Source organism: Microbacterium pollutisoli (assembly GCF_053586795.1).
Genome location: NZ_JBNYWT010000003.1, coordinates 392,039 through 415,184 on the forward strand (window position 1 = coordinate 392,039; position 23,146 = coordinate 415,184).

Consider the following 23,146-nt stretch of genomic DNA (forward strand, 5'->3'; position numbering starts at 1 on the left):
TCTACACGGTATTGGTGCGGAAAACGCGTTACCGGTTCGCCCGTTGCCGCACGTTGTTGGCAAGATCTTGATAGATGTTCGATGAAGGTGCCGCTGAAACGGTTGCGGTGAATTCACTTCTTTCGACCGAGGAGGTTCACATGCGCAGTGGGCCTAGCACGCGTGTCTCGGGCAACCGACTCATCTCGACCCGAACCGGTCGCACAGTCGGATTTGTTGAGGATCCACCGACCGCTGAGGAACTCGCTCGAACCAAGCGGCTTCGAGCCGAGGCTCTCGCGCGCGAAGAAGCCGAACGCGAGGAGCGTACGGCGAAGGCCGCCCTCGAAGCGAAGGCGCAGCGACGACAGGAATGGCGAGAACTCCGGGGTGGCGCGCTTGGTTGGGTGCTCGGCGGAGTTGTCGTGGCGGGGTTCTTCTACATGCTTTGGGTGTATCCAATCTATGGCTTTGATCCTTCGCCACTGTGGACTGAATAGCGCCTTGGATTGGCAAGCCTGACAACATCGGGTAGGGCGCAGTCGCGTGCGTGCCGTGTCGCAGGCTTGCGGCGTCGTACGCGCCATTACGCAGTGCCGCGCATAGGGAAACCATGAATCAGATCCCTACCGTTCCCAAATCCCTACTCAACGAGGGGACTGCTGCACGGATAGGTGACAGTTCCTAGTCACGCCGCCAGTGCGACGGTCGTGTTCATGATGGTCTCGAACTCGATGGGCGTCAAACGGCCCAGGCGGCGTTGCCGGCGTCGGCGGTGGTAGGTCCGCTCGATCCAGGTCACCATAGCGATCCGCAGCTGCTCACGTGTGGTCCAGGAGCGGCGGTTGAGGACGTTCTTCTGCAGCAGCGCGAACCAGCTCTCCATGGCCGCGTTGTCCCCGCTCGACCCCACTCTTCCCATGCTCCCGACCATGCGGTGACGGTTCAGAGCGCGCAGGAATTTCCTGCTTCGAAATTGAGATCCTCTGTCGCTGTGGACGATGCAGCCGGCGACGTCACCGCGCATGGCGACGGCGTTCTCGAGGGCCTGGACCGCCAGCCGCGCCTTCATCCGCGAGTCGATCGAGTAGCCCACGATCCGGCCGGAGAACGCGTCCTTGATCGCGCAGAGGTAGAGCTTGCCTTCCGCGGTCCGATGCTCGGTGATGTCCGTCAGCCAGAGTTCGTTCGGGCCGTCGGCGGCGAAAACGTGCCGCACCCGGCCGTGCTCGTCGACGATGGCGCAGAGGTCGTCGTGAACGGGCGGTCCGGGCTTACGGCCCTTGCCACGCTTGGGCTTGCCGAACGCGCTGAACCAGCCGTTCGATGATGCCATCCGCCACGCGGTCCGATCGGCCATCGGTTCGCCCTCGTCGCGGGCTTCGTCGGCGAGCAGCCGATGCCCGAACTCGGGGTCATCGCGGTGAGCATCGAACAGCGCGTTCGCGCGATACGCCTCCACCACCTCGCTATCGGTGATGGGATCAGCCAGCCACCGATAGTAGGGCTGACGGGAGAGCTTGAGAACCCGACACGTCACCGCCACAGGGATCCCTGCGGCGGCGAGCTCAGTCACGAGCGGGTACCACCTTTTCCCGGCAGGTTCGCCTGCGACAGATGCGCCGCCGCCCGCCGCAGCACCTCGTTCTCCTGCTCAAGGAGCCGGTTCCGCTTCTTCAGCTCACGGATCTCCGCCGCCTCGGTGCGGGACTGACCGGGCTTCGCGCCCTCGTCGATATCAGCGCGGCGGAGCCACTTCTGCAACGTCATCGGGTGGACACCGAAGTCTTTCGCGATCTGCTCGATCGTGACTCCGGGCTCACGGTTACGGGCAACGCGCACGACGTCGTCACGGAACTCGCTCGGGTAGGGCTTGGGCACAGCAACATCCTTCCAGGCCAACCCCCAGGGCAAGCCAGATCAGATGTCACCTACTCGTGCAGCAGTCCCAAGCTGCGTGTGGTCGTCATGGCATGGCCATGCGCGGTCCGGCCAATAACGTGCGTCGGCGAGCGTCTGACACAACGTGCGTATCTGACCGACGGATGCCCACGGAACGACGCGGGTGGGCTGGGTGGCGGGCGGCGGTCAGTGGGCCCGGTCACAATCGATCGTTTGTGTCGACCCTGCCACTCGGCGACGGTTGCCTAGCGGACCTCGCCACCGATTGCTTCGATGGTCTTCATTAACCGTTCGATATCCCGTGGCACTGCAAGACCTCGTGCGACTTGGCGCAGCCGTGGCGTCTCGATCTTCACTTTCAGGCGAAGCTCGAGCCACTTCTTGAAGTCACGAGGCGGTCTCTTGTCCGGAGGCGCGGTGTCGAGTTCTTCCTGATGCTGCGCATCCAACTCTGCCCAACTCGTTGCGCCCGGCACAAGCGCGTCGACTGGGAGGTACCTAATCACGTCAACCGCACCGAGACCGTACGGTGTTGCTCTCGCGTGTAGGCCGGCATCGAGGGCTGCCGTCAGCCATCCCTTCATATAACTCGCCTCGTCTCCCTTGCGGGTGCGGTCATCCGGGAGGCCCCGAACCACCGTTTCCTTCGCCGCGAAGACATCACCCGCAACTGCGAGGGCAACCGCGGCATTCCAGACCTCGGTCAGCCTGTCTGCACGAAGATTGTCGAGCACCGCAACGATGTGAGCGTCGGTGTGATCGAAGAGCACTTGGCTGTCGATCGTGTGTGAGAGCCTCACACCGCCGTGCAATGGGATGATCTTTACTCTTGCCCGGCGCAGGCGCTCGTTCAGAAGCTCCTCAAGGATCGCTTCGTCGTGCTCACCTTCGACAAGCAAAATGACACGTGGCCACCGGAGCAAGTCGCTCGGCAAGAGCCCGAGATCGGCCAACGCCTTTCGGTCGGGCGCATCGAGCACGTGGACGAGCGATCGCCCAAACGCCGCTGCTCCCCGCTTCACCTCAACAATCCTCCCTTCCGGTGCATCGAGCAGTTCGGGCGAATGGGTGGCGGCAAGGACGATCGATCCGTCTGCGGCGCGCCCTCGGAGCGTGCGCGCCATATGTGCCTCAGCTGCACGATGTAACGCTGACTCAGGTTCGTCCACGATCACAAGAGGCGGTCGCTTGTATCCGCGCCCGAATGCTAGGTCCCGAGCCTGGCTATGCACCGCCTCCCGGATCGCACGCTCGGCCCAGAGTCTCTCCGCTCGTGACAGCACCGCGAGCCGCAATCTACGAGGACCGAACCTCCATACCAACGGCTCCTGGAGGAAGCGGGACACTGCCGGTGCCACATCCAGGGTCGCGATAGGCGCATCGAGGAGCACCGACTGGAGTTGGTCATTCACTCGTGATTCAAGGTCGAGGCGGATCTCGGACATCAGAGACTCGACGACAGATGGATCGAACTCGATGTCGGCTTCTGACGGATCAGCTCCGGATGAGTAGAGCCGCACTATGGCGTCGACCCAGTCCGGGTCGGCCGCACTGTCGTCCGTCAGCTTCTTCCTCGTGCTTGGCGACAGCAGGCGACTGCCATGCGACCGGAATAGCTCTGTCGTCACCGCATCGGCACCCTCTGCCGCAACACTCCACGCAAGGGCATCCAGCATTCCGATATGCATCCGTGTCAGCTCAGTGACGTCCGAGGTGTCGTCCAGCAGCTCGATACCAAAGTCGACGCGTCCCACGACGCGTACTGGTTCGACTTGGTCTGCGCCATGCTGGCCGATCTCGTAGGCCTGGTATGGCGCGGGGCTGATCGCGCGGGACTCCGCACCGATTGACCACAGCCCGTTGTACAAGCTTGGAAACAACGGACTCGCGGTCACGACGTCCTCCAATGCTCCTACGCGCTCCAACCACGGAACTTCGGCTGCCGAATCAAGACGCTCGGCCAGCGCGTCTATCACGGCCACCACCTTGCTGGCGTGTGGGCGCCGGAGGTCAGCAACCGGCCAGACATTCCACGAAGGATTGTCCGAAGTCCCGGAGGGCACCATCATGAAGAGGCCATCGTCAGCAATCTCGGTGGCGAGATGAGATTCGCCACCCAAACGGCGCCAAATCAGGTCGTCCAGGAGCTCCCTGACGTCTGCCGAACTCTGGACGCGCTGATCGATCGGTCGCGCGAATTCTTGGATCCCTGTCGACAGGTATGACGTCGGCACGAGCCCGGCTGCAATAGCCTGTGCCGGTGAGCGGCCGAAAACCTCAACTTCCGTGTCGGGATCTGGCACTCCAGAAGATTCGGTGAGAAGCTCCCGGTGGACTCGGACGACAACAGCGACGGTTACGTCGCTGTCCACCCCGCGGAGGGCGTTTCCCACGCCTTTCAGCAGTCGAGACTTCCCCGCACCGTTCAAGCCGTAAACGACATTGAGTCCGGGCTGGAGCTCGATAGGTTCGGCAGTTTCCAGCAGAGGGTCATTCGGGAAGATGAAGCCAACTATCTCGGAGTCCACGCTTGCACGCTATCGGACGCGAGCGGTTAGGCGAATGCGCCCGCGTTGCCGCACACCGCACAGGTCCACATCGAGGCGTTCGGGCCGGCGACAGGGAGTAGTTCCCGCGCGTAGTCAGCCTTCGGGTCATCACTGGAGGCGATTGCACCCACCGTCGCCCACAGGCTCGAAAATGACCACAAGATTCTGATCGGCGACCTCGCCCGACAACTTCGGGACACATGTGATCGCGACAACCCACCCCGCGGCGTGCTCCCAGAGACCTGGCACACCTGCGATTGCTGTCTTGGCGACCACGAACCGCTCTGCCACGCGCATCGTCTTGCCGTCCACGGTGGCGACGTCGCCCTCCTTCAGGGCGTGCCAGTCGTTCGCCGGACTCCAACCCCGCCACGGCGTTCGGCTGTGCCCGAGGAGGTAGGTCTTGGAGCCGGCGCCGGTGGTGTAACCGGCAGCCGGGTCCACGATGCGCAAGACGTCATCGAAGTGCGGCGGCTCGAGCGTGGGAGAGAACGGCATCGTGCCAGTCGTCTCAATCGCCAGTACCGGCTGCGGCGTCGGCGCCTCGACCGCGGGCGGTGCTTCTTCGGCCGGAGCTTCCTTCGCTGCCGGGCCGATCTGAATGAGCGCACTCAGACGCTCGGGCTCAACCGCTGCCGCCGCAGGTGCCGTCGCCGGCGCAACCTCCACGTCGGAGGCCGGCGCGCTGAGCAGGAGTGCGAGGATGAACCCCGTCGTGGCGACGAGCGCCACGACGGGGTTCACGAGAGCAGTGCGGCTCACGGTCAGCCCTGGACCTTGCTGCGGCTGCGCAGCACCCACCGGCCGAACCGGTGACCGAGGAGGGAGCCGAGGAAAAGGCCGAGGAGACCGCCGGCCATCTGCGGCAGGGTGACGCCGTCGTCACCGGTTTCGACCAGGCTCGGCGCCTGCGGCTGCCCCGCGGGCGCATCGCCCGCGGCGGGTGAATGCTGCCCGGCTGCTCGAAGCCATGCAGATTGCCGCACTGACCACAGGCGCGCCCATCGCGTAATACCGGCCCAACTCCCGACCTCTCGCGCGAGGAGCTCTGAGTTGCCGCCGGCCGCTGCCCTCAGCTCGGCTATCAAAGCGACGGCGTCGGACTCATAGATGTGTGTCGTGTGCAGAGTGTAGACAGCCCGATGACGAGCAAGGTCTCGGCGCTCAACTTCCAGGTCACGCGGCGAGCACACGCTCGGCGCTCGTCACCACGGGCGACGGCCGGGTCCGGTTGCCTTGGCTGGGTTGATCGGGATGCGGGGGCCTGTACGGTGGGTCCGAATCCGGTCCGGAAACCGTCACGGAATTCGATGACGGCGTTCGGGTAACCGCAGAAATCCGGGGCTCTGCGCGCGTACTGGTGGGTATTCGATAGTAATGATTTCACGCCGCCACGAGCACAAAGTCCCTGATCATAGGCGGAAAGATGTACACCTGAAGTCGAAACAGGGGGTTGCAGGTTCGAGTCCTGTAGCCGGCACTGTCACGTTGCTCTGGGCAGCCCAACCGTGACCGGGCAGCCGCTGATCCATACCCGCAGACTGGGCAGGTGACCGTGCGCCGTCGCCGTCGCCGTCGAATGCGATGGGGCGCGGATTCGGTGGGGAATCCGGCGCTGACCCAGAGCTGGCGCGGTGCTAAAATATGATTTAGGCGCCATATTTGGGAGGTGCGGCATGGTGGCTTCGACTCTTATCCGGTCCGCTCGCAAGAGCAAGCGACTGACGCAGCGGGAGCTCGCAGATCGTGTGCGGATCGATCAGAGCAGGGTCTCGCGGTCAGAGCGCGGGCGTGAGACTGACTTCGGTACCGTGGAGCGCTTGCTCGCAGGGGCCGGCCACCGTCTGTACTCCGCACCGACTCAGCGCGACGACGCCGCTGCCGTTGCGGCTGAAATCCGCACACGCCTCAAGAGCGGGAACACGGAACTCGCATTGCGCGCGCTGCTGCAGCTCAACGACAACCTCGTTGCAGAGCGCGGGCTCGTCCGGGGGATTCTTGGCCTGGCCGAACCGGAGTCGACGGGTCACCGCGCCTGGGATGCCGCGATTGCCGCTCTGGTGGCATGGCGCCTGCGTGAGGACGGAGTGCCGACGCCAGCGTGGGTCGATGATCCGAGCCGTCACCTCTCCGAACCCACGGCACTGACGATCGATCCGGCCGATCCGACACCGCCGGCCCCGGAGGTTCCCGAAGAGTTCGCCCGTCGCGGTGTGCTCGTATGGCGTGACACGTTCGCGAGTGTATGAACATGACGACCACGCTCGACCGCGAAGACATCCTGGACGGGCTGCGTGCGCTCATCGCGGAGCTGCGTTCGGAAAACCTCATCGCGGGCATCCGGCTCGTCGGTGGTGCGGCTCTGGCACTTCGGTACTTCCCGCGAGGCACGACGCAGGATCTCGACTCATTGCACATCCAACCGGGCAACGATGCCGACGTCGCAGCGGCAGCGGCGAGAGTCGCTACAGCGCGAGGATGGGGCGCCGATTGGCTCAATTTCAACGTTGAGCTCACCGGTTCGATCCCGATGTTCGGGCGTCGTTCGGTCACATGGGAGACGATCTACGACCAGCACGGCATCGTTATTCAGGTCGCAGACAAGGAGGCGATGCTTGCGATGAAGCTGCGCGCGAATCGTCCGGGTCGCGACACCAATGACATCCGGCAACTGTTGGCGCTGTGCCAGATCACGACTCTCGAAGCGGCGGAAGAACTCTACGAAGACTTCTACCCGGGCGATGGCCTCACCAACCGTGCCGTGGCGATGGTGAACGCCATCCTGGACGGGGGGCTTCCCGAGCACGTTCCCTCGCCGGGGCCGGTCGTGCTGTAGCGAGCATCCTGGATGAAGGCGAACGGGTTGTAAAGTTGTAAACAGGGGGTTGCAGGTTCGAGTCCTGTAGCCGGCACTGTCATCACGCACCCGTGCGCAGGAGCCGCAGGCGGCTCGCCATGCGGAACGCGTCCGGGCGGGGGGACGCGTCGGCGAGGAACGTGTCCAGGTCCACGGCCGCGAAGACGTCGACCCGGACGTCCGCGTCGACGAGCACGTCGATGAGGTTGATGAACCGCTGCTGCGCTTCCGGGTCGACGGTGCTCAGCCGCGGCACGCCCGTCACCGTCCAGTGCCCGAACGCACCCGCCCAGTGCAGGTACTCCACCGTCGAGGTGGCGGCCCGGCACAGCTGATCGAACGTCGCGGCCGCCGCCGCTTCGACGGCGCGCACGAGCGAGTCGGTTCCTCTCACAGTTCCAGCGTGCCACGCCGCCGCGGGGGCGGTTCCGGATGCCGGCGTGCGAAGCGGACGCGGCCCCGCCGGTAGACTCGCCGCTCGTGACCGCACGCCCCCTGCCCGCCTGGATCGCCCTCGGCGGCGCGGTGCTGACCGGGGTCATGACCGCGGTGCAGGCACGCATCAACGGGCAGCTCGGCCTGCGGCTGGACGACGGCATCCTCGCCGCGGCGATCTCGTTCGGCTCGGGCCTCGTGCTGCTGATCGTGCTCACCGCGGCGCTCCCGGCCGGCCGGCGCGGGTTCGTCCGCCTGGTCACCGGTGTGCGCGGGCGCACCATCCCGTGGTGGATGCTGGTCGGCGGGGCCGCCGGCGCCCTCACCACCGCGACGCAGGGCCTGGCGGTCGCGATCATCGGGGTGTCGCTGTTCACCGTCGGCGTGGTCGCCGGACAGGCGATCTGCGGGCTGGTGCTCGACCGCACCGGCTACGGGCCCTCCGGCGTCGTCGCCGTCACGATGCCGCGCGTCGCGGGCGGGGCACTGGCCATCGCGGCCGTCGTGCTCTCGCTGCAGGGCGGCGTGCTCGGCCAGGTGCCGTGGTGGATGCTGGTGCTGCCCCTGTTGACCGGCATCGGCATCTCGTGGCAACAGGCCACCAACGGCCGGCTACGCCAGCGCATCGACTCGCCCATGACGGCGACGCTCGTGAACTTCATCGGCGGCACCGCGATCCTGCTGGTCGCCGCCGGCATCCACATCATCGTCGTCGGGCCGCCGCAGCCCGCCCCGACCGACCCGTGGCTGTACCTCGGCGGCGTGCTCGGGGTGATCTACATCATCCTGTCGGCGGCGCTGGTGGCGTACACCGGCGTGCTGCTGTTCGGTCTCGGCTCGGTCACCGGCCAGCTCGTGACCGCCTACGTGCTCGACCTGCTGTGGCCGGCCGAAGCGGCCGGCGGCTGGCTGCTCGGCCTGATCACCATCGCGCTGGCGATCTGCTCGGTCGTCGTGGCCGCCGCACCGTGGCGACGGCGCCGCCGTCACTCCTGAGGCGCCGCGGCGTCCTTCGCCTTCTTCTTCTTGGCCGGCATCCGGCTCACCTGCGCGCGGGCGTCGACGGCCTTGCGGCGCCCGATCTTGGCGCCGGGCGGTTTGCCGCCCACATACAGCCAGCCCAGCAGCACCTCGTTCTTGTCCAGGCCGTGGGCCTTCGCGACCGCCTTGGCGCGCGTGTGACTTCCGGTGCGCCAGATGACGCCCCACCCGGCCTCGTCCAGCAGCAGGCTCAGCGTGTGGGCCACGCCCGCGGCCACCGCCTCCTGCTCCCACCGGGGCACCTTGCCGCTCTTGCGGAAGCTGGCCACCACCGCGATCAGCAGCGGGGCGCGCAACGGCTTCCGCGACGGCTCGTCGTCGCCGGCCGCCTTGGCCAGCGCCGCGCCCAGCCGCAGCCGGTCGTCGCCGCGCAGCTCGATGAGTCGCCACGGGCGCAGCGATGAATGATCGGCCACGCGGCCGGCCGCCGAGATGAGCGGCAGCAGCTCCGCGTGCGTCGGCGCCTGGTCGGTGACCTTCGACCATGAGCGTCGGGCGCGCACGGCTTGAAGCGCGCCCGACATGTCAGTCCTCGGCCGGGGTGAAGCTCAGCGACAGCGAGTTCATGCAGTACCGGTCACCGGTCGGGGTGCCGAACCCGTCGGGGAACACGTGCCCGAGGTGCCCGCCGCAGTTCGCGCAGCGGACCTCGGTGCGCTGCATGCCGTGCGAGTTGTCTTCGAGCAGCTCGACGGCCTCGGGGCGGATGGACTCGTAGAAGCTCGGCCAGCCACAGTGCGAATCGAACTTCGTCCCGGCCTGGAATAGCTCGGCGCCGCACGCGGCGCACGTGTACAGCCCGGCACGGTGCTCATCGAGCAGCTCACCGGTCCAGGGGCGTTCGGTGCCCGCTTCGCGCAGCACGGCGTACTGCTCGGGGGTGAGCTCTGCACGCCACTGTTCGTCGGTCTTCGTCACGCGGTAGGTCATGTCGACTCCTTCTGCCTCCATTTAACCGCTGTTCTCCGGGGTCGGCTCCGTCCCGGCGTCACAATGGTCACATGGCCGAAACGATGGATGCCGCAGCAGCCGTCGCCGCCCGCTACGCGAGGTTCGCGCGCCGCGAAGCACCCGGCCGGTCGGCCGTGTACGGCGCGTGGGCGGCCGGGGTCGCCCGCGACCCGGAGGTGTGCGCGCTGGTGGGCCGCATCCCGGCATCCCACCGGCAGCCGCCGCTTGTGTTCGCCGTGACGCGCCTGCTCGGCTCGGGCGAGCCGGACTACGCGCTCTGGCGGGAGTGGCTGCTCGCGCACGGCGACCAGGTCGTCGCCGAGTGCGGCCGCCGGAGCCTGCAGACCAACGAGCCGCTGCGCTGCGCCGCGCTGCTGCCGGCCCTCAGCCGCATCACCGGGCCGATCGCCCTGCTCGAGGTGGGCGCGAGCGCCGGCCTGTGCCTGTACCCCGACCGCTACTCCTACCGTTACCTGACCGACCGGGGCGAGGTGCGGCTCGACCCCGCCGACGGCCCGTCGCCGGTGGTACTCACCTGCCGGGTGGCCGGCGGGATGCCCACCGTGACGCTGCCCGAGATCGTCTGGCGCGCCGGCATCGACCTGCAACCGCTCGATCCGGCGGCACCGGACACCGCCCGCTGGCTGACCGGACTGGTCTGGCCGGGGGAGACCGGGCGCGCCGACCGGGTGCGCGCGGCGCTGCGCATCGCCGCCGCCGAGCCGCCGCAGCTCACCGCCGGCGACGCCGTCGATCTGCTCGACGAGGTCGCGGCCTCCGCCCCGCCCGAGGCCACGCTCGTGGTGACCACCCCCGGCGTGCTCGCCCACATCCCCCGCCCCGGCCGGATGGCGGTCATCGCCGCCGCCCGCCGGGCCGGACGTTGGATCACCCTCGACGACCCCGGCCTGCACGACGCGTGGATGGCGCCCGTCGACGCGGACACGTGGCCGGGCGGGTTCGCGCTCGCCCTCGACGGCGAGGTGCTCGCCGCCGCCGACCCGCTCGGCGGCGCGCTGGAGATGCTCCCGGGTCCGGCACCTACCGCCGGTTAGCGTGGAGAGGTGCCCCTCTCCGACCGTGACCGCGCCCTGCTGGACTTCGAAGCCCGCTGGCAGCGTCACGACGCCGAGAAGGAGGAAGCCGTGCGCACCGAGCTGGGCCTCACCCCCGCGCGGTACTACCAGCTGCTGAGCCGGCTGCTCGACGCGGCCGACGCCGTCGCCTACGACCCGATGCTCGTGCACCGGCTGCGGCGGCTGCGCGACAGCCGCGAGCGTGCCCGGTCGGCCGCGCTCACAGGTACGGCCGGATAGCATTCTCTGGTGCCGAGGACGATCTACCCGAAGGACCGTTTCGACGACCTCCCCGCCGACGTCGAGCGGATCGGCGTGCACCGCGCCGAGAACCCGCGACTGCGCGTCGGCGTCATCATCATGTGGTCGGCGATCGCGACCATCGTGCTGGTCGCACTCGGTGTGTTCGGCACCCTGCTCGCCACCGGCCGCCTCGGCGCCGGCCCCCAGGCACCGCCGACCCCGGTCGCCGACGCCCCGGCGGTCGAAGCCGTCGTCGACACCACCTATTCGGTGCTCGTGCTCAACGCCACCGACCAGGACGGCCTGGCAAGCTCGATGAGCGAGACGATCATCGCGGGCGGCTGGGCCGCCGACGACATCATCGCGGGGGAGGCCGGCAGCAACGACTTCCCGACCACGACCGTCTACTACCCGACGGCCGACGACGAGGGCGCCGCGCGGGGCCTGGCCGAGGTGATCGGCGGCGCCGAAGTCGCGCGCAACGACTCCTATCAGCCCACCGACGACCCGACCACCGACCCCGACGAGAGCCAGGCCCGCCAGCTCGTCGTCGTCATCGGCCTGGACCGCACCACCGGCTGACCGGACCCCGGCATCCACCGCAGCACCGGCTGACCGGGCACCCGGCATCCCGCGCACCACCCGCGCGCTGACCGGACAGGACATGCCGCCGGGTTATCCTTCCCCGGTGACCCTTCTCGCATCGTCGCGGCCTGCCCGTCGCCGCGCGACACTGGCGGCTGTCGTGATCGTCGCGTTCGCGCTGCTGGCCGGCTGCACGTCCGCAGCGCCCGAGGTCACCCCGAGCGCGACCGTGGACACTCCCACGCCGACCCCGACGCCCACCCCCACACCGACGCCGACTCCTGAGCCGGTGTTCGCCCCGCTCACCGGCGCCGAGCTGACCACCGCCATCGACACGCCCGCGCTGTCGGCGAAGATCGACAACCACTGGGATGCCCGGCCGCAGTGGGGCCTGGAGCACACCGACATCGTGTTCGAGGAGCTCGTCGAGGGCGGACTGACCCGTTACGTCGCCGTCTGGCACTCCGACGTGCCCGACGAGGTCGGCCCGGTGCGCAGCATCCGCCCCATGGACCCCGACATCGTCTCGCCGCTGGGCGGCATCATCGCCTACTCGGGCGGCCAGGCCCGGTTCGTGCGCATGATGCGGAACACCGAGCTGCACAACGCGATCCACGGCGGCGCCGACGACCGGTTCATGTACCGGGCGACGAGCAAGCGCGCCCCGCACAACGTCGTGCTCAAGGCACAGGACATCGTCGCCGCCTACGACGACCTCGACGCGCCCCCGGCGCAGTTCCACTATTCCGACGAGGGCTGGGCCCCCGCCTTCGGCACCCCCTCGGCCGGCATCGACGTGCGCTTCACGCCCGAGTCGCCGCGATCCTGGACCTGGGACGCCGCCTCCGGCACCTACCTGCGCGCGCAGGACGGACGCAAGGACGTGGATGCCGGCGGCACGCAGCTGTCGGCGGTCAACGTCGTCGTGCTCAGCGTCCCGATCGACTGGTCGTACGGCATCATCCCGCGCACGGTCATGGTCGGCGAGGGCAAGGCCTGGATCTCCACCGGCGGCAGCGTGATGACCGCCACCTGGAGCAAGGACAGCCGCACCGACAGGATCACCCTCCGCAACGCCGCCGGCCGCCTCGTCAAACTCGCGCCCGGCAACACCTGGGTGGAGCTGGTGCCCACCACCGGCAGCGTCACCGTCCGCGGCTGATCGCTCCGCGCCGCGCGGCTTGCACTCCCCATGGTCGAGTGCCAGAATGGGTTAGCACTCACCGTTGGAGAGTGCTAAAGACTGAACGTCACGTCCGGGAGGGACGACACACTTATGGCAAAGATCATCGCTTTCGACGAGGAAGCCCGCCGCGGCCTCGAGCGTGGCCTCAACACGCTGGCCGACGCCGTCAAGGTGACCCTGGGCCCGCGCGGCCGCAACGTCGTGCTCGAGAAGAAGTGGGGCGCCCCCACGATCACGAACGACGGTGTCTCGATCGCCAAGGAGATCGAGCTCGACGACCCGTTCGAGAAGATCGGCGCGGAGCTCGTCAAGGAGGTCGCGAAGAAGACCGACGACGTCGCCGGTGACGGCACCACCACCGCGACCGTCCTCGCCCAGGCGCTCGTGCGCGAGGGTCTGCGCAACGTCGCGGCCGGCGCCGACCCCATCTCGCTCAAGAAGGGCATCGAGAAGGCCGTCAAGGCGCTGTCGGACGAGCTGCTCGCCGACGCCAAGGAGGTCGAGACCAAGGACCAGATCGCCGCGACCGCGTCGATCTCCGCGGCCGACACCGAGATCGGCGACCTGATCGCCGAGGCCATCGACAAGGTCGGCAAGGAGGGTGTGGTCACCGTCGAGGAGTCCAACACCTTCGGCACCGAGCTCGAGCTCACCGAGGGCATGCGCTTCGACAAGGGCTACATCAACCCCTACTTCGTCACGGACCCGGAGCGCCAGGAGGCCGTCTTCGAGGACCCGTACATCCTCATCGCGAACCAGAAGATCTCGAACATCAAGGACCTTCTGCCGATCGTCGACAAGGTGATCCAGGAGGGCAAGGAGCTCCTCATCATCGCCGAGGACGTCGAGGGCGAGGCTCTCGCGACGCTGGTGCTCAACAAGATCCGCGGCATCTTCAAGTCGGTCGCCGTCAAGGCCCCCGGCTTCGGCGACCGTCGCAAGGCGCAGCTGCAGGACATCGCGATCCTCACCGGCGGCCAGGTCATCACCGAAGAGGTGGGCCTCAAGCTCGAGAACGCCACGACCGACCTCCTCGGCCGTGCCCGCAAGGTCATCATCACCAAGGACGAGACCACCATCGTCGAGGGTGCCGGTGACACCGCGCAGATCGAGGGCCGCGTGACCCAGATCCGCCGCGAGATCGAGAACACCGACAGCGACTACGACCGCGAGAAGCTGCAGGAGCGCCTCGCGAAGCTCGCCGGCGGCGTGGCCGTCATCAAGGCGGGTGCCGCGACCGAGGTCGAGCTCAAGGAGCGCAAGCACCGCATCGAGGACGCCGTCCGCAACGCGAAGGCGGCCGTCGAGGAGGGCATCGTCCCCGGTGGTGGCGTCGCGCTGATCCAGGCGGGCCAGCGTGCCTTCAGCGGTCTCGAGCTCTCGGGCGACGAGGCCACCGGCGCCAACATCGTCAAGGTCGCCATCGAGGCTCCGCTCAAGCAGATCGCCATGAACGCGGGCCTGGAGCCGGGCGTCGTCGCCGCGAAGGTCGCCGACCTGCCGGCCGGCCAGGGCCTGAACGCGGCCACGGGCGAGTACGTCGACATGTTCGAGGCGGGCATCATCGACCCGGCCAAGGTCACCCGCTCGGCGCTGCAGAACGCCGCGTCGATCGCCGGCCTGTTCCTCACCACCGAGGCGGTCGTCGCCGACAAGCCGGAGAAGGCTGCGGCTCCGGCTGCCGACCCGACCGGCGGCATGGACTTCTGATCCATACCCACTGACAGAAGAGCCCCTCCACACGGAGGGGCTCTTCTGCGTTTCAGCGGAACAGTCCGGCGGTGGCCTGCTCGGTCTGCGCGTACTGCTGACCGGCCGCGCCCAGCGCCGTGCTGATGTCGGCCAGTGCCGCATCGAGGTCACGCTGCGCGGCCCGCCAGCGCTCGATCACAGCCTGGAACCCCGACGCCGCCGCGCCGGTCCAGGAGCCCTGCAGCTGGGTGAGCTGCCCCAGCATCGATGCGGTCTCGCCCTGGATGCGGTCACCGGTCGCGCGAATCGCCGCGGTCGCCGTGAGGACGGCATCACTGTCGACGGAGAAGACGGCCATGAGTGTTCCTTTCGGTCCGGATGCCGCCACGCTACGCACGGCGCCGCTACGCGGAGAGCGTTCCGGGCCGATCGGTGGAGGGATGCCGGCGCCCGGCGCCTGGGGAGGAGGCGGCGTCAGGCCGGGGTGTCGCGGAGCTTAGGCAGCGGCTGGGTCTCGATGAACAGGTGGTCGGTCGCCTCGGGACGGCGGGCCAGCGGGAATGCGACGCGGAACGTGGCGCCGCCGCCCGGGGTCTCACTCACCTCGATCGTGCCGTGCAGCGCCTCGACGATGGAGGCCACGATCGACAGGCCCAGACCCGACCCTCCGGTCTCGCGCGTGCGTGAGGTGTCGGCGCGCCAGAACCGCTGGAAGATCTTGTCGCGGATCTGCTCGGGCACACCCGGCCCGTGGTCGATGACGTCGATCCAGCCCATCGCCGCGCCGCGGTCCACGCCGACGGCGATCTCGATGGGGCTCGCCTCGGGCGAGTAGCGCCGCGCGTTGCCGAGCAGGTTGGCCACGACCTGGCGGATACGGTTGTCGTCGCCGAGGACGATCGCCGCAGGGCCGGGTGGCCGGGCGGGCGTCCCGCTCTGTCCGCGCCGCGGCTTGTCCGCCGGGGGTGTGGCGGAGGTTCCGGCGCCCGACGCTCCCGCGGCGCGGCGGTCCCCGGTGTCGCGGCCCGCGGCATCCGTCGGGGTGGACCCGGTGGTGGTGTCGTCGCGTCCGGCCGCGGTGATCGGCGCGGTCAGGGCGACGTTCGGGGAGGGGACCGGCGGTCGCGGGCGGCGCCGGAGCAGGCCGGCGATGCCGATCAGGCCCGTGGGCGCGCGCTTGGCGGCGGGTGTTTCGAGTGTGGTCGGGGTGAAGGGGGCGGTCGTGCTCGTCGCGGTGCGGTCGAGGAAGGTGACCTGGCGTTCGGGCGAGGTGGCGCGCGCGTCGAGCACGGCGTCGCGGGCGATGGGCACCAGATCGATCTCGGTGACGACGAGGTCTCGGCGCTCGTCGAGGCGCGCGAGGGCGAGGAGGTCTTCGACCAGCACACCCATGCGGATCGCCTCCTTCTCGATGCGCTCCATCGATTGCGCGATCTGCTCGTCGCCCGAGATGGCGCCCATCCGGTACAGCTCCGCGTAGCCGCGCACGGTGACCAGGGGAGTGCGCAGTTCGTGGCTGGCGTCGCCGATGAACCGCCGCATCTGCGCGACGGTGGCATCGCGCTGGCCGAGGGCCTGGTCGACGCGGTCGAGCATGGCGTTGATGGCGGTCTTCAGCCGCCCCACCTCGGTGCGCGGGGAGATGTCGCCCATGCGCTGGCTGAAGTCGCCCGCCGCGATCGACATGGCGGTCTCCTCGACCTGCCCGAGGCCGCGGAAGGTCAGGGTGACCACCCATCGCGTCAGCAACGCCGCGATGAGCAGCACGAGCAGGGCGAGGGCGGTGTAGATGCCGATGAAGCTCGCGACCGTCTGGTTCACCGGCGCCAGTGGCAGGGCGATCAGCTGGGTGTTGAGTTCCCGGGCACCGGGGATCTGCAGCGCGTCGACGCTCGCATGGAACGTCGCGCGGCCGTCGGCCGACGTGAGCTCGAACGGCGTCGTGCCGGTCACGAGGGTCTCGTCGAGGGAGAACTCGTCGGGGAAATCGGGTTCGGCCGGGCCCGACCCGCCGCCGGTGGCCAGCAGCGCGCCGTCGGCGCCGTACACGGCGACGAAGAACTGGGTGGGCGCGGCGCTGTCCGACTCGGAGAACACGGCCACCCCGTCGACGACCTCGACATCCAGGATCGTCGAGGCGATGTCGGTCGGCACGATCTGCCGCAGGTTCTGGTCGATGGCGGTGATCTGCGTCGTGCGCAGGAACACCATCGTGCCGATGCCGGCCGCCACCAGGCCGATCGCGAGCACCGCCACGGTGACGCCGGTGACCTTCGCGCGCAGGCTGATGCCGCGCCACCAGGCGGTGAGGCGGTCGGTCTTCTTCGCGTGCGCGGCCTGGGGCGGCATGCTGGCTCCTAGGCCGACTTGCCGACCTTCAGCATGTAGCCGAATCCGCGCTTGGTCTGGATGAGCGGCTCAGACGAGTGCGGGTCGATCTTGCGCCGCAGGTACGAGATGTAGCTCTCGACGATGCCGGCGTCGCCGTTGAAGTCGTACTCCCACACGTGGTCGAGGATCTGCGCCTTGCTGAGCACCCGGTTCGGGTTGAGCATGAGGTAGCGCAGCAGCTTGAACTCGGTGGGCGACAGGTCGATCGACACGTCGCCGACCTTGACGTCGTGCGTGTCCTGGTCCATCGACAGCTCACCCGCGCGGATCGACGACTCCTCGTCGGCCTGCATCGTGCGGCGCAGGATCGCCTGGATGCGGGCGACGATCTCGTCGAGGCTGAAGGGCTTGGTGACGTAATCGTCGCCGCCGGCGTTGAGCCCCTCGATCTTGTCCTCGGTCTCGTCCTTCGCGGTCAGGAACAGGATCGGGGCGGTGTAACCGGCGCCCCGCAGGCGCTTGGTGACGCTGAACCCGTTCATGTCGGGGAGCATGACGTCGAGGATGATCAGGTCCGGTTCCTCTTCGAGGACGGCGGAGATCGTCTGCGCGCCGTTGGCGACGGCGCGGACCTGGTAGCCGGCGAAGCGCAGGCTCGTGACCAGCAGGTCCCGGATGTTCGGTTCGTCGTCGACGACGAGGATGCGCGGTGCGGTCATAGGCCCATACTGGCATCGGAATCGATGACGTGCCTGGAAATCGCGCGATCTGTCGGATTCAGGTGGGCAGACACCCGCGCACCGCGCGCTCCACGCTGGGCCGCACCGGCGCGCCGGGGTCGACGGTCAGGCGGTGCATGACCAGGCCGCTGCCGCAGGCGAGGATCGTGCGCGCGGCCGCCGGCGGGTCGGGCATGCCGAGCGTGGTGGCGATGCCCTGCAGCCACTGTTCGAACGCCACCCGCTGGCGGCGCAGCGCCGGCGCGCTGTGTGCATCGAGGAAGAGGCAGAACCGTGCGCGGGTGCGGGCCGCGTGGTGCGTGGTCTGTACCTCGATCATGCGGGTCAGCGCGTCGATGAACGCGTCGACGGATGCCGGGGGCCCGGCCCGGTAGTCGGCCCGCTCCTGCTCGGCGATCCAGTCGACCAGACCGGTCACCAGCGCGTCGCGGGTGCGGAACCAGTTCGACGTCGAGCCGGCGGGAAGGCCCGCGCGGGCATCGACCCGCGCGTGCGTGAGGGCGCGCATCCCGCCGTCGGCCACGACCTCGACGGCGGCGTCGAGGGCGCGTTCGCGAGTGGTGGCCATGTCATCGACTCTAGGTCTCGCGCAACTACTACGAAAGTAGTATCCTCTGGCCATGGTCCACGTCGTCACCGCGCTCTTCGCGATCCAGATGATCGCGGGACTCGGGCTGTTCGTGCGCTGGTGGCGGGCCGGGCGGCCGGGCGCACCGCCGGTGCTCGCGCACGTGTCGGTCGGCGTGATCTCGCTCGTGCTGTGGATCACCTTCGCGGTCACGGACGCCGTGGTGTGGGGCTGGCTGGCCTTCGTCGGCCTCACGATTGGCAACACCATCGGCGACGGATTCCTGCTCGTGGGCCGGTGGCGCCGGCTCACCGGGCAACGCCAGAGTTTCTTCCGCGACTACGGCGCCGCCATCGCCGCTGTGTTCCGCGGGGCCTTGCCGCCGCTGGTCGCCTTCCACGCGGCGTTCGCCGGCGCGGTGTACTTCCCGTGCCTGGGCGTGTGCATCGGCGCGACGATCGCCGCCGTGGCCTGAGCGCGCTGCGCGCACAGACCTGTCGACAAAGCCCGGTGCCGGGTTCTATGGTCGGCATCAGGCGAGGGCGGGAGGTCGCGATGTCGCACATGGTCATCATCGGGGGAGGGGTCGCCGGGGGAACGGCGGCCGCCACACTGCGGCGTGAGGGGTTCGAGGGCGACGTCACCCTCATCGCCGAAGAGCCGCATCCGCCGCACCAGCGCCCGCCGCTGTCGAAGGGATACCTCGCCGGCACCGAAGACATCGATGCCGTGCTCCTGCATCCCGCCGACTGGTATGCCGAGCACGGCATCGACCTTCGCCAGGGCGTGACGGCGACCCGCCTCGACCCGTCGGCACGCACCGTCGCGCTCGCCGACGGCGCGACCCTCACCTACGACTCCGTGCTGCTGGCCACCGGGGCCTCACCGCGGCCGCTGCCGATCCCGGGCGCCGACCTGCCCGGGGTGCACATGCTGCGCCGCATCGAGGACTCCGAAGCGCTCGCGGCCGCCCTGCGCGCCGGCGACAAGCGCCTCGTGGTGATCGGCTCGGGATGGATCGGCATGGAGGTCGCCGCCACCGCCCGCGGGTTCGGCAACACCGTGACCGTGATCGGCCGCGAGGCCGTCCCGTTGGCGAACGCGATCGGCACCCGGTTCGGTCAGCTGTTCTGCGGCGTGCACCGCGCCCACGGCGTCGATGTGCGCACCGAGGCAGGGGTCGAGGCCATCACCGGCACCGATCGTGCCGACGGGGTCGTCGTCGACGGCGAGACGGTGCCGGCCGACCTCGTGCTCATCGGCATCGGGGCGACCCCGAACACCGCCCTGGCCGAAGCGGCGGGGCTGCGCGTGAGCGACGGCATCCATGTCGATTCGGGGCTGCACACCAGCGCGCCCGGGGTGTTCGCGGCCGGGGACGTCGCCAATCCGTACCACCCGGTGATCCAGCGGCACCTGCGCAGCGAGCACTGGGCCAACGCGCTGGGCACCGGCAAGGTGGCGGCCCGGTCGATGCGCGGGCTGCGGGCGCGGTTCGACGAGATCCCGTACTTCTACACCGACCAGTTCGACCTCGGCATGGAGCTGTCGGGCTATCCGCCGCTGATGGACGGGGCCGACATCGTGGTGCGCGGTGACGTCGACGCGCGCGAGTTCGTCGCGTTCTGGGTGGATGCCGGACGGGTGGTGGGCGGCATGAACGTGAACGTGTGGGATGTGAACGAGCACGTCCAGGCGCTCATCCGCTCCGGGGCGCGCATCGACCTGGCGCGCCTGGCCGACCCCGGGGTGCCGCTCGCGGACCTCGCCGCGTGAGCGAGCTGCCCGACAGCGGCGCGGCCGACGGCGGCGCGGCCGACAGCGGGGTGGCCGACAGCGGGGTGCCCGACAGCGGCGCGGCCGAGAGCGGCGCGGCCGACAGCGCGCCGGGCGGCACGACGCTGCGCCTGCGCGGGACGACCCTCGACCTGTCGCGGCGGATAGCGGTCATGGCGATCGTGAACCGCACCCCCGACTCGTTCTACGACCACGGCGCCACCGACGGGCTCGAGGCCGCCGTCGCCGCCGGCCGGGCCGCGGCCGCCGCCGGCGCGGACATCGTCGACATCGGCGGGGTGAAGTTCGCCCCCGGGCCGCCCGTGCCCGTCGCCGAAGAGATCGACCGGGTGGTGCCGGTGGTGCGGGCCCTGGCATCCACCGTGCCCGTCTCGGTCGACACATTCCGGCCCGAGGTCGCGCAGGCGGCCATCGAGGCCGGTGCCGCCCTGATCAACGACACGACCGGGTTGCACGACCCGGCGATGGCCGACGTGGTGGCCGCCGGCGGTGCCGCGATCGTGGTCGCGCACAGCCTCGCGGCGCCGCGCACCGTGCTGCCGCAGCCGCACTACGACGATGTCGTCGCCGAGGTGGTGACCTTCCTGCGGCAGCGCACCGACCTCGCGCTGGGCCGCGGCGTGCCGGCCGACCGTATCGTCGTCGACCCCGGCCACGACCTCAACAAGACGACGCGCCACTCGCTGGAGCTCACCCGGCGGCTGGCGGCGTTCACCGAACTGGGCTTTCCGCTGCTGGTCGCCCTGTCCAACAAGGACTTCGTCGGCGAGGCGCTGGGCCGGGAGCGCGACCAGCGGGTCCCGGGCTCGCTGGCCGCGGCGGTGTACTGCGCGCTGCACGGGGCCCGCATCGTGCGCGCGCACAACGTGTCCGAGACCGTGGACGCGGTGCGCATGGTCGAGGCCATCGAGGGATGGCGCGAGCCGGCGTACGAGCGGCACAACCTGCGACCGGAGGGGAACGACTGATGCCCACCACCACCGAGCTGTACGACGCGTACGCGCTGCCCGACCGCACCACCCCGCGCATCCGCATGAACTTCGTGTCGAGCCTCGACGGCGCCGTCACTCTCGACGGCCGCAGCGGCGGACTGGGCGGGCAGACCGACCGGGAGCTCATGCAGGTGCTGCGCACGATGGCCGACGTGCTGCTCGTGGGCGCCGGCACCGTGCGCGCCGAGGGCTACGGCGGGGTGCGCCTGGAGGAGGACCAGGTCGCCTGGCGCCGTGCGCAGGGCCTGACCGATCAACCGCGGATGGCGGTGATCTCGCACGACCTGCTCCTGGACGCCGGACACCCGTTCTTCGCCGAGGCGGTCACGCGGCCGGTGCTGGTCACCCACGCCGGCGCGCCGGCCGCACGGCGGGAAGAGCTGGGGCGTGTCGCCGACGTGATCGTGGTGGGCGCGGCATCCGTCGACCTGCCGCAGATGCGCGCGGAGCTGGCGGCGCGGGGGCTGCCGCAGATCCTGTGCGAGGGCGGGCCGCACCTGTTCGGCACGCTGTTGCACGCCGGGATCGTCGACGAGGTGTGCCTGACGCTCGCGCCGCGGGTGGTGGCCGGGCCCGCCGGGCGCATCGCCCAGGGGGTGCCCGAGGCCGACCGTCCGGCGCGGCCGCTGAGCGTGCTGACCGATGACGACGGCTTCGTCTTCCTGCGGTACCGGATGGAGTGACCGGGCGCCCCTGGATGGAGGGAGCACCCCGCCGGATCGGGGAGGATGGAGGGATGACGACACCGCCGCACGCCGCTCCGCCACGCCCTGTCGCACCGCGCCCGCTGCCGGAGGATGCCACGGTCGGCGGCCTCGCCTTCCACCGGCTCGTGTTCGCGCGGCGCCGGTCGGGCTGGTGGACGCCGCTCGTGGTCGGCGTGCTGGGCGTCGCGATCTACGTCGCCTTCCTCGCCGTCATCTTCGTCGTCATGCTCGTGGCCGCGCTCGCCGTGCCCGCGGCGGGCGAATGGCTGCTGTCGATGGGTGCCGACGTGACCTTCGACCTGGCCGATCCGGTCATGCTCGCCTTCCTGCTCGGCTCGATCGTGCTGATGTGGCCGGCCTACGTCCTGGCATCCCTCATCGTCAACGGGCGCCGCATCGGGCTGCTCTCGTCGGCCGCGGGTCGTCTGCGCTGGGGGTGGATGCTGCTGTGCACGGCCGCGGCGGCTGTGGTCGCCGTGGTGCTCACGGCGCTGTCGGCGCTGCTGCCCAGTGACGAGATCGTCGACACGAGCGGCACGGTGATGCATCCGGGGGAGAACCCGTTCTTCTTCGCGAGCCTGCTGGTGATCCTGCTCGTCGTGCCGCTGCAGTGCGCGGCCGAGGAGTACATCTTCCGCGGGTACCTGCAGCAGGCGATCGGCCGGTGGCTGCGGCATCCGCTGTTCGCCATCCTGCTGCCGGTGCCGCTGTTCGTGCTGGGCCACCTGTACGACCCGCTCGGGCAGGTGAGCGTCGGCGTGTTCGCCGTCGTCGCCGGGTGGCTGACGTGGCGCACCGGCGGCCTGGAAGCGGCGATCGGGCTGCACGTGGTCAACAACCTGCTGGCGTTCCTGCTCGCCCTGTTCGGGCTCAGTGACATCAACGCGTCGTCGCCGGGCGTCGGCAGCTTCGTATGGTCGACGGTGGTCGTGCTCGCCTACGCGGGGGTCGTGGAGTGGCTGTTCCGCAAGCGGCGCCTGCCCCGCACGCTTGTGCTGCAGCCCGTGCCCGCCTCGGCGCCGCCCGCCGGCTGGGTCGCGGCGGCGCCGCCGCCGCCGGCCGTCTGAGCCGCGTCGGCGTCGCGCGCCCGTCCCGCAAGTTGGCGCTTGTGGGGCAAATGAGGCGGCAATACCCCTCATACGCGCCAAGTTGCGCCCGCGCCGCTCGCCCGAGCGCGCAAGTTGGCGCTTGTGGGGCTTATGAGGCGGTCATACCCCACATACGCGCCAAGTTGAGTGCGGTGCTGGTGTTGCCTGCCTGGCTGCACGTGGGGCCGCGCCCCGCCCGACCCCGCAAGTTAGTGGAGCGGGCGCGTCGCGTTGCCCACTGGCCGCCATTCCACCACCAGGCCCCAGTGCGCAACTTGGCGCTTGTGGGGCTTATGAGGTGGCAGATTCAGGGGGTCAGTGCAACACCTGAATCTGGAGGTGGGGCGTGGGTCCTGAGGTGTTGTTGGAGTCTCGTGTGGGGGTGTTGCGACTGGCGGTGTCGGTGGGCAGCGTGCGGGAAGCGGCT

At 69.4% G+C, this 23,146-nt stretch carries 25 protein-coding genes and 1 pseudogene; 16 read left to right on the plus strand and 10 right to left on the minus strand.

Annotation, left to right across the window (positions count from 1 at the left end; all coding sequences use genetic code 11):
- The first annotated feature begins 74 nt into the window (after positions 1-74).
- Positions 75-479, plus strand: coding sequence for a hypothetical protein (locus ACQ143_RS09775; protein WP_449570493.1), 405 nt, complete (start codon positions 75-77; stop codon positions 477-479).
- A gap of 188 nt (positions 480-667) precedes the next feature.
- Here the strand turns inward: ACQ143_RS09775 and ACQ143_RS09780 are convergent.
- The 3 genes from ACQ143_RS09780 to ACQ143_RS09790 all read right to left on the minus strand — a co-directional run bounded on the left by ACQ143_RS09780 (position 668) and on the right by ACQ143_RS09790 (position 5,174).
- A protein-coding gene (locus tag ACQ143_RS09780; protein WP_449570494.1) for an IS3 family transposase occupies positions 668-1,860 on the minus strand; the annotation gives its coding sequence in 2 pieces (ribosomal slippage) (positions 668-1,573 and positions 1,576-1,860; 1,191 coding nt in all).
- Between the two features lie 266 nt (positions 1,861-2,126).
- Positions 2,127-4,409: an ATP-dependent nuclease gene (locus ACQ143_RS09785; protein WP_449570495.1), complete on the minus strand. Its 2,283-nt coding sequence runs from the start codon at positions 4,407-4,409 to the stop codon at positions 2,127-2,129.
- A gap of 129 nt (positions 4,410-4,538) precedes the next feature.
- Positions 4,539-5,174 carry a hypothetical protein gene (locus tag ACQ143_RS09790; RefSeq protein ID WP_449570496.1) on the minus strand — a complete coding sequence of 212 codons (636 nt, stop codon included), beginning with the start codon at positions 5,172-5,174 and terminating at the stop codon, positions 4,539-4,541.
- 68 nt (positions 5,175-5,242) lie between these two features.
- On the opposite strand from ACQ143_RS09790, the gene ACQ143_RS09795 reads away from it, so the two are divergent.
- The 4 genes and pseudogenes from ACQ143_RS09795 (at position 5,243) to ACQ143_RS09810 (ending at position 7,266) form a co-directional block, all read left to right on the plus strand.
- On the plus strand, positions 5,243-5,377 hold the full coding sequence (locus ACQ143_RS09795) for a hypothetical protein (RefSeq protein ID WP_449570497.1): 135 nt from the start codon (positions 5,243-5,245) through the stop codon (positions 5,375-5,377).
- 729 nt (positions 5,378-6,106) lie between these two features.
- A pseudogene (locus tag ACQ143_RS09800) lies at positions 6,107-6,250 on the plus strand (helix-turn-helix domain-containing protein); the annotation flags it as partial.
- Positions 6,251-6,679 (plus strand): helix-turn-helix domain-containing protein, encoded by a 429-nt coding sequence (locus ACQ143_RS09805; RefSeq protein ID WP_449570529.1) that lies wholly within the window; start codon positions 6,251-6,253, stop codon positions 6,677-6,679. It abuts the pseudogene before it with no gap.
- A 2-nt stretch (positions 6,680-6,681) separates the two neighbouring features.
- Positions 6,682-7,266 carry a hypothetical protein gene (locus tag ACQ143_RS09810; protein ID WP_449570498.1) on the plus strand — a complete coding sequence of 195 codons (585 nt, stop codon included), beginning with the start codon at positions 6,682-6,684 and terminating at the stop codon, positions 7,264-7,266.
- An 82-nt stretch (positions 7,267-7,348) separates the two neighbouring features.
- Here ACQ143_RS09810 and zapE read toward each other — a convergent pair whose 3' ends face one another.
- Entirely contained in the window at positions 7,349-7,681 is a 333-nt protein-coding gene (zapE, locus tag ACQ143_RS09815) for an AFG1/ZapE family ATPase (RefSeq protein WP_449570499.1), read from the minus strand.
- An 86-nt stretch (positions 7,682-7,767) separates the two neighbouring features.
- Here zapE and ACQ143_RS09820 point away from each other — a divergent pair, with 86 nt between their 5' ends.
- Positions 7,768-8,718 (plus strand): DMT family transporter, encoded by a 951-nt coding sequence (locus tag ACQ143_RS09820; RefSeq protein ID WP_449570500.1) that lies wholly within the window; start codon positions 7,768-7,770, stop codon positions 8,716-8,718.
- Here the strand turns inward: ACQ143_RS09820 and ACQ143_RS09825 are convergent.
- On the minus strand, positions 8,709-9,287 hold the full coding sequence (locus ACQ143_RS09825) for a nitroreductase family protein (protein WP_449570501.1): 579 nt from the start codon (positions 9,285-9,287) through the stop codon (positions 8,709-8,711). The genes ACQ143_RS09820 and ACQ143_RS09825 overlap by 10 nt on opposite strands.
- Position 9,288: 1 nt before the next feature.
- Positions 9,289-9,693 carry a peptide-methionine (R)-S-oxide reductase MsrB gene (msrB, locus tag ACQ143_RS09830; protein ID WP_449570502.1) on the minus strand — a complete coding sequence of 135 codons (405 nt, stop codon included), beginning with the start codon at positions 9,691-9,693 and terminating at the stop codon, positions 9,289-9,291.
- 71 nt (positions 9,694-9,764) lie between these two features.
- Here msrB and ACQ143_RS09835 point away from each other — a divergent pair, with 71 nt between their 5' ends.
- From ACQ143_RS09835 to groL, 5 genes are all read left to right on the plus strand, one after another.
- Positions 9,765-10,769, plus strand: a complete 1,005-nt coding sequence (locus tag ACQ143_RS09835) for a DUF2332 family protein (RefSeq protein WP_449570503.1) — start codon at positions 9,765-9,767, stop codon at positions 10,767-10,769.
- A 9-nt stretch (positions 10,770-10,778) separates the two neighbouring features.
- Positions 10,779-11,030 carry a DUF3263 domain-containing protein gene (locus tag ACQ143_RS09840; RefSeq protein WP_449570504.1) on the plus strand — a complete coding sequence of 84 codons (252 nt, stop codon included), beginning with the start codon at positions 10,779-10,781 and terminating at the stop codon, positions 11,028-11,030.
- A gap of 9 nt (positions 11,031-11,039) precedes the next feature.
- Positions 11,040-11,615 (plus strand): LytR C-terminal domain-containing protein, encoded by a 576-nt coding sequence (locus tag ACQ143_RS09845; protein WP_449570505.1) that lies wholly within the window; start codon positions 11,040-11,042, stop codon positions 11,613-11,615.
- 106 nt (positions 11,616-11,721) lie between these two features.
- Positions 11,722-12,780: a DUF3048 domain-containing protein gene (locus tag ACQ143_RS09850; RefSeq protein ID WP_449570506.1), complete on the plus strand. Its 1,059-nt coding sequence runs from the start codon at positions 11,722-11,724 to the stop codon at positions 12,778-12,780.
- Between the two features lie 114 nt (positions 12,781-12,894).
- Positions 12,895-14,514, plus strand: coding sequence for a chaperonin GroEL (groL, locus tag ACQ143_RS09855; RefSeq protein ID WP_449570507.1), 1,620 nt, complete (start codon positions 12,895-12,897; stop codon positions 14,512-14,514).
- Between the two features lie 52 nt (positions 14,515-14,566).
- Here groL and ACQ143_RS09860 read toward each other — a convergent pair whose 3' ends face one another.
- The 4 genes from ACQ143_RS09860 to ACQ143_RS09875 all read right to left on the minus strand — a co-directional run bounded on the left by ACQ143_RS09860 (position 14,567) and on the right by ACQ143_RS09875 (position 18,135).
- A complete protein-coding gene (locus ACQ143_RS09860; RefSeq protein ID WP_449570508.1) occupies positions 14,567-14,854 on the minus strand; it encodes a WXG100 family type VII secretion target in 288 nt (95 codons plus the stop codon).
- A 116-nt stretch (positions 14,855-14,970) separates the two neighbouring features.
- Positions 14,971-16,845: a sensor histidine kinase gene (locus tag ACQ143_RS09865; protein ID WP_449570509.1), complete on the minus strand. Its 1,875-nt coding sequence runs from the start codon at positions 16,843-16,845 to the stop codon at positions 14,971-14,973.
- Positions 16,846-16,853: 8 nt separating this feature from the next.
- Entirely contained in the window at positions 16,854-17,546 is a 693-nt protein-coding gene (locus tag ACQ143_RS09870; protein ID WP_449570510.1) for a response regulator transcription factor, read from the minus strand.
- 58 nt (positions 17,547-17,604) lie between these two features.
- Positions 17,605-18,135: a TetR/AcrR family transcriptional regulator gene (locus tag ACQ143_RS09875; protein WP_449570511.1), complete on the minus strand. Its 531-nt coding sequence runs from the start codon at positions 18,133-18,135 to the stop codon at positions 17,605-17,607.
- Between the two features lie 52 nt (positions 18,136-18,187).
- Here ACQ143_RS09875 and ACQ143_RS09880 point away from each other — a divergent pair, with 52 nt between their 5' ends.
- The 5 genes from ACQ143_RS09880 to ACQ143_RS09900 all read left to right on the plus strand — a co-directional run bounded on the left by ACQ143_RS09880 (position 18,188) and on the right by ACQ143_RS09900 (position 22,698).
- Complete coding sequence (locus ACQ143_RS09880) at positions 18,188-18,610, plus strand: hypothetical protein (protein ID WP_449570512.1); 423 nt, start codon at positions 18,188-18,190, stop codon at positions 18,608-18,610.
- Between the two features lie 80 nt (positions 18,611-18,690).
- Positions 18,691-19,911: an NAD(P)/FAD-dependent oxidoreductase gene (locus ACQ143_RS09885; RefSeq protein WP_449570513.1), complete on the plus strand. Its 1,221-nt coding sequence runs from the start codon at positions 18,691-18,693 to the stop codon at positions 19,909-19,911.
- Positions 19,908-20,900 carry a dihydropteroate synthase gene (gene folP, locus ACQ143_RS09890; protein WP_449570514.1) on the plus strand — a complete coding sequence of 331 codons (993 nt, stop codon included), beginning with the start codon at positions 19,908-19,910 and terminating at the stop codon, positions 20,898-20,900. Before ACQ143_RS09885 ends, folP begins: the two co-directional genes overlap by 4 nt.
- Positions 20,900-21,607 carry a pyrimidine reductase family protein gene (locus tag ACQ143_RS09895; protein ID WP_449570515.1) on the plus strand — a complete coding sequence of 236 codons (708 nt, stop codon included), beginning with the start codon at positions 20,900-20,902 and terminating at the stop codon, positions 21,605-21,607. The genes folP and ACQ143_RS09895 overlap by 1 nt, the downstream gene beginning before the upstream one ends.
- Positions 21,608-21,660: 53 nt before the next feature.
- Positions 21,661-22,698, plus strand: coding sequence for a CPBP family intramembrane glutamic endopeptidase (locus tag ACQ143_RS09900; RefSeq protein WP_449570516.1), 1,038 nt, complete (start codon positions 21,661-21,663; stop codon positions 22,696-22,698).
- Positions 22,699-23,146: the final 448 nt, after the last annotated feature.

What these genes read in the sequence shown, in the direction of transcription:
- ACQ143_RS09775 (WP_449570493.1), top strand. Translation starts at nt 75, where the DNA reads ATGTTCGATGAAGGTGCCGCTGAAACGGTTGCGGTGAATTCACTTCTT.
- ACQ143_RS09810 (WP_449570498.1), top strand. Translation starts at nt 6,682, where the DNA reads ATGACGACCACGCTCGACCGCGAAGACATCCTGGACGGGCTGCGTGCG.
- ACQ143_RS09825 (WP_449570501.1), bottom strand. Translation starts at nt 9,287, where the DNA reads ATGTCGGGCGCGCTTCAAGCCGTGCGCGCCCGACGCTCATGGTCGAAG.
- msrB (WP_449570502.1), bottom strand. Translation starts at nt 9,693, where the DNA reads ATGACCTACCGCGTGACGAAGACCGACGAACAGTGGCGTGCAGAGCTC.
- ACQ143_RS09835 (WP_449570503.1), top strand. Translation starts at nt 9,765, where the DNA reads ATGGCCGAAACGATGGATGCCGCAGCAGCCGTCGCCGCCCGCTACGCG.
- groL (WP_449570507.1), top strand. Translation starts at nt 12,895, where the DNA reads ATGGCAAAGATCATCGCTTTCGACGAGGAAGCCCGCCGCGGCCTCGAG.
- ACQ143_RS09860 (WP_449570508.1), bottom strand. Translation starts at nt 14,854, where the DNA reads ATGGCCGTCTTCTCCGTCGACAGTGATGCCGTCCTCACGGCGACCGCG.
- ACQ143_RS09865 (WP_449570509.1), bottom strand. Translation starts at nt 16,845, where the DNA reads ATGCCGCCCCAGGCCGCGCACGCGAAGAAGACCGACCGCCTCACCGCC.
- ACQ143_RS09870 (WP_449570510.1), bottom strand. Translation starts at nt 17,546, where the DNA reads ATGACCGCACCGCGCATCCTCGTCGTCGACGACGAACCGAACATCCGG.
- ACQ143_RS09875 (WP_449570511.1), bottom strand. Translation starts at nt 18,135, where the DNA reads ATGGCCACCACTCGCGAACGCGCCCTCGACGCCGCCGTCGAGGTCGTG.
- ACQ143_RS09880 (WP_449570512.1), top strand. Translation starts at nt 18,188, where the DNA reads ATGGTCCACGTCGTCACCGCGCTCTTCGCGATCCAGATGATCGCGGGA.
- ACQ143_RS09885 (WP_449570513.1), top strand. Translation starts at nt 18,691, where the DNA reads ATGTCGCACATGGTCATCATCGGGGGAGGGGTCGCCGGGGGAACGGCG.
- ACQ143_RS09895 (WP_449570515.1), top strand. Translation starts at nt 20,900, where the DNA reads ATGCCCACCACCACCGAGCTGTACGACGCGTACGCGCTGCCCGACCGC.
- ACQ143_RS09900 (WP_449570516.1), top strand. Translation starts at nt 21,661, where the DNA reads ATGACGACACCGCCGCACGCCGCTCCGCCACGCCCTGTCGCACCGCGC.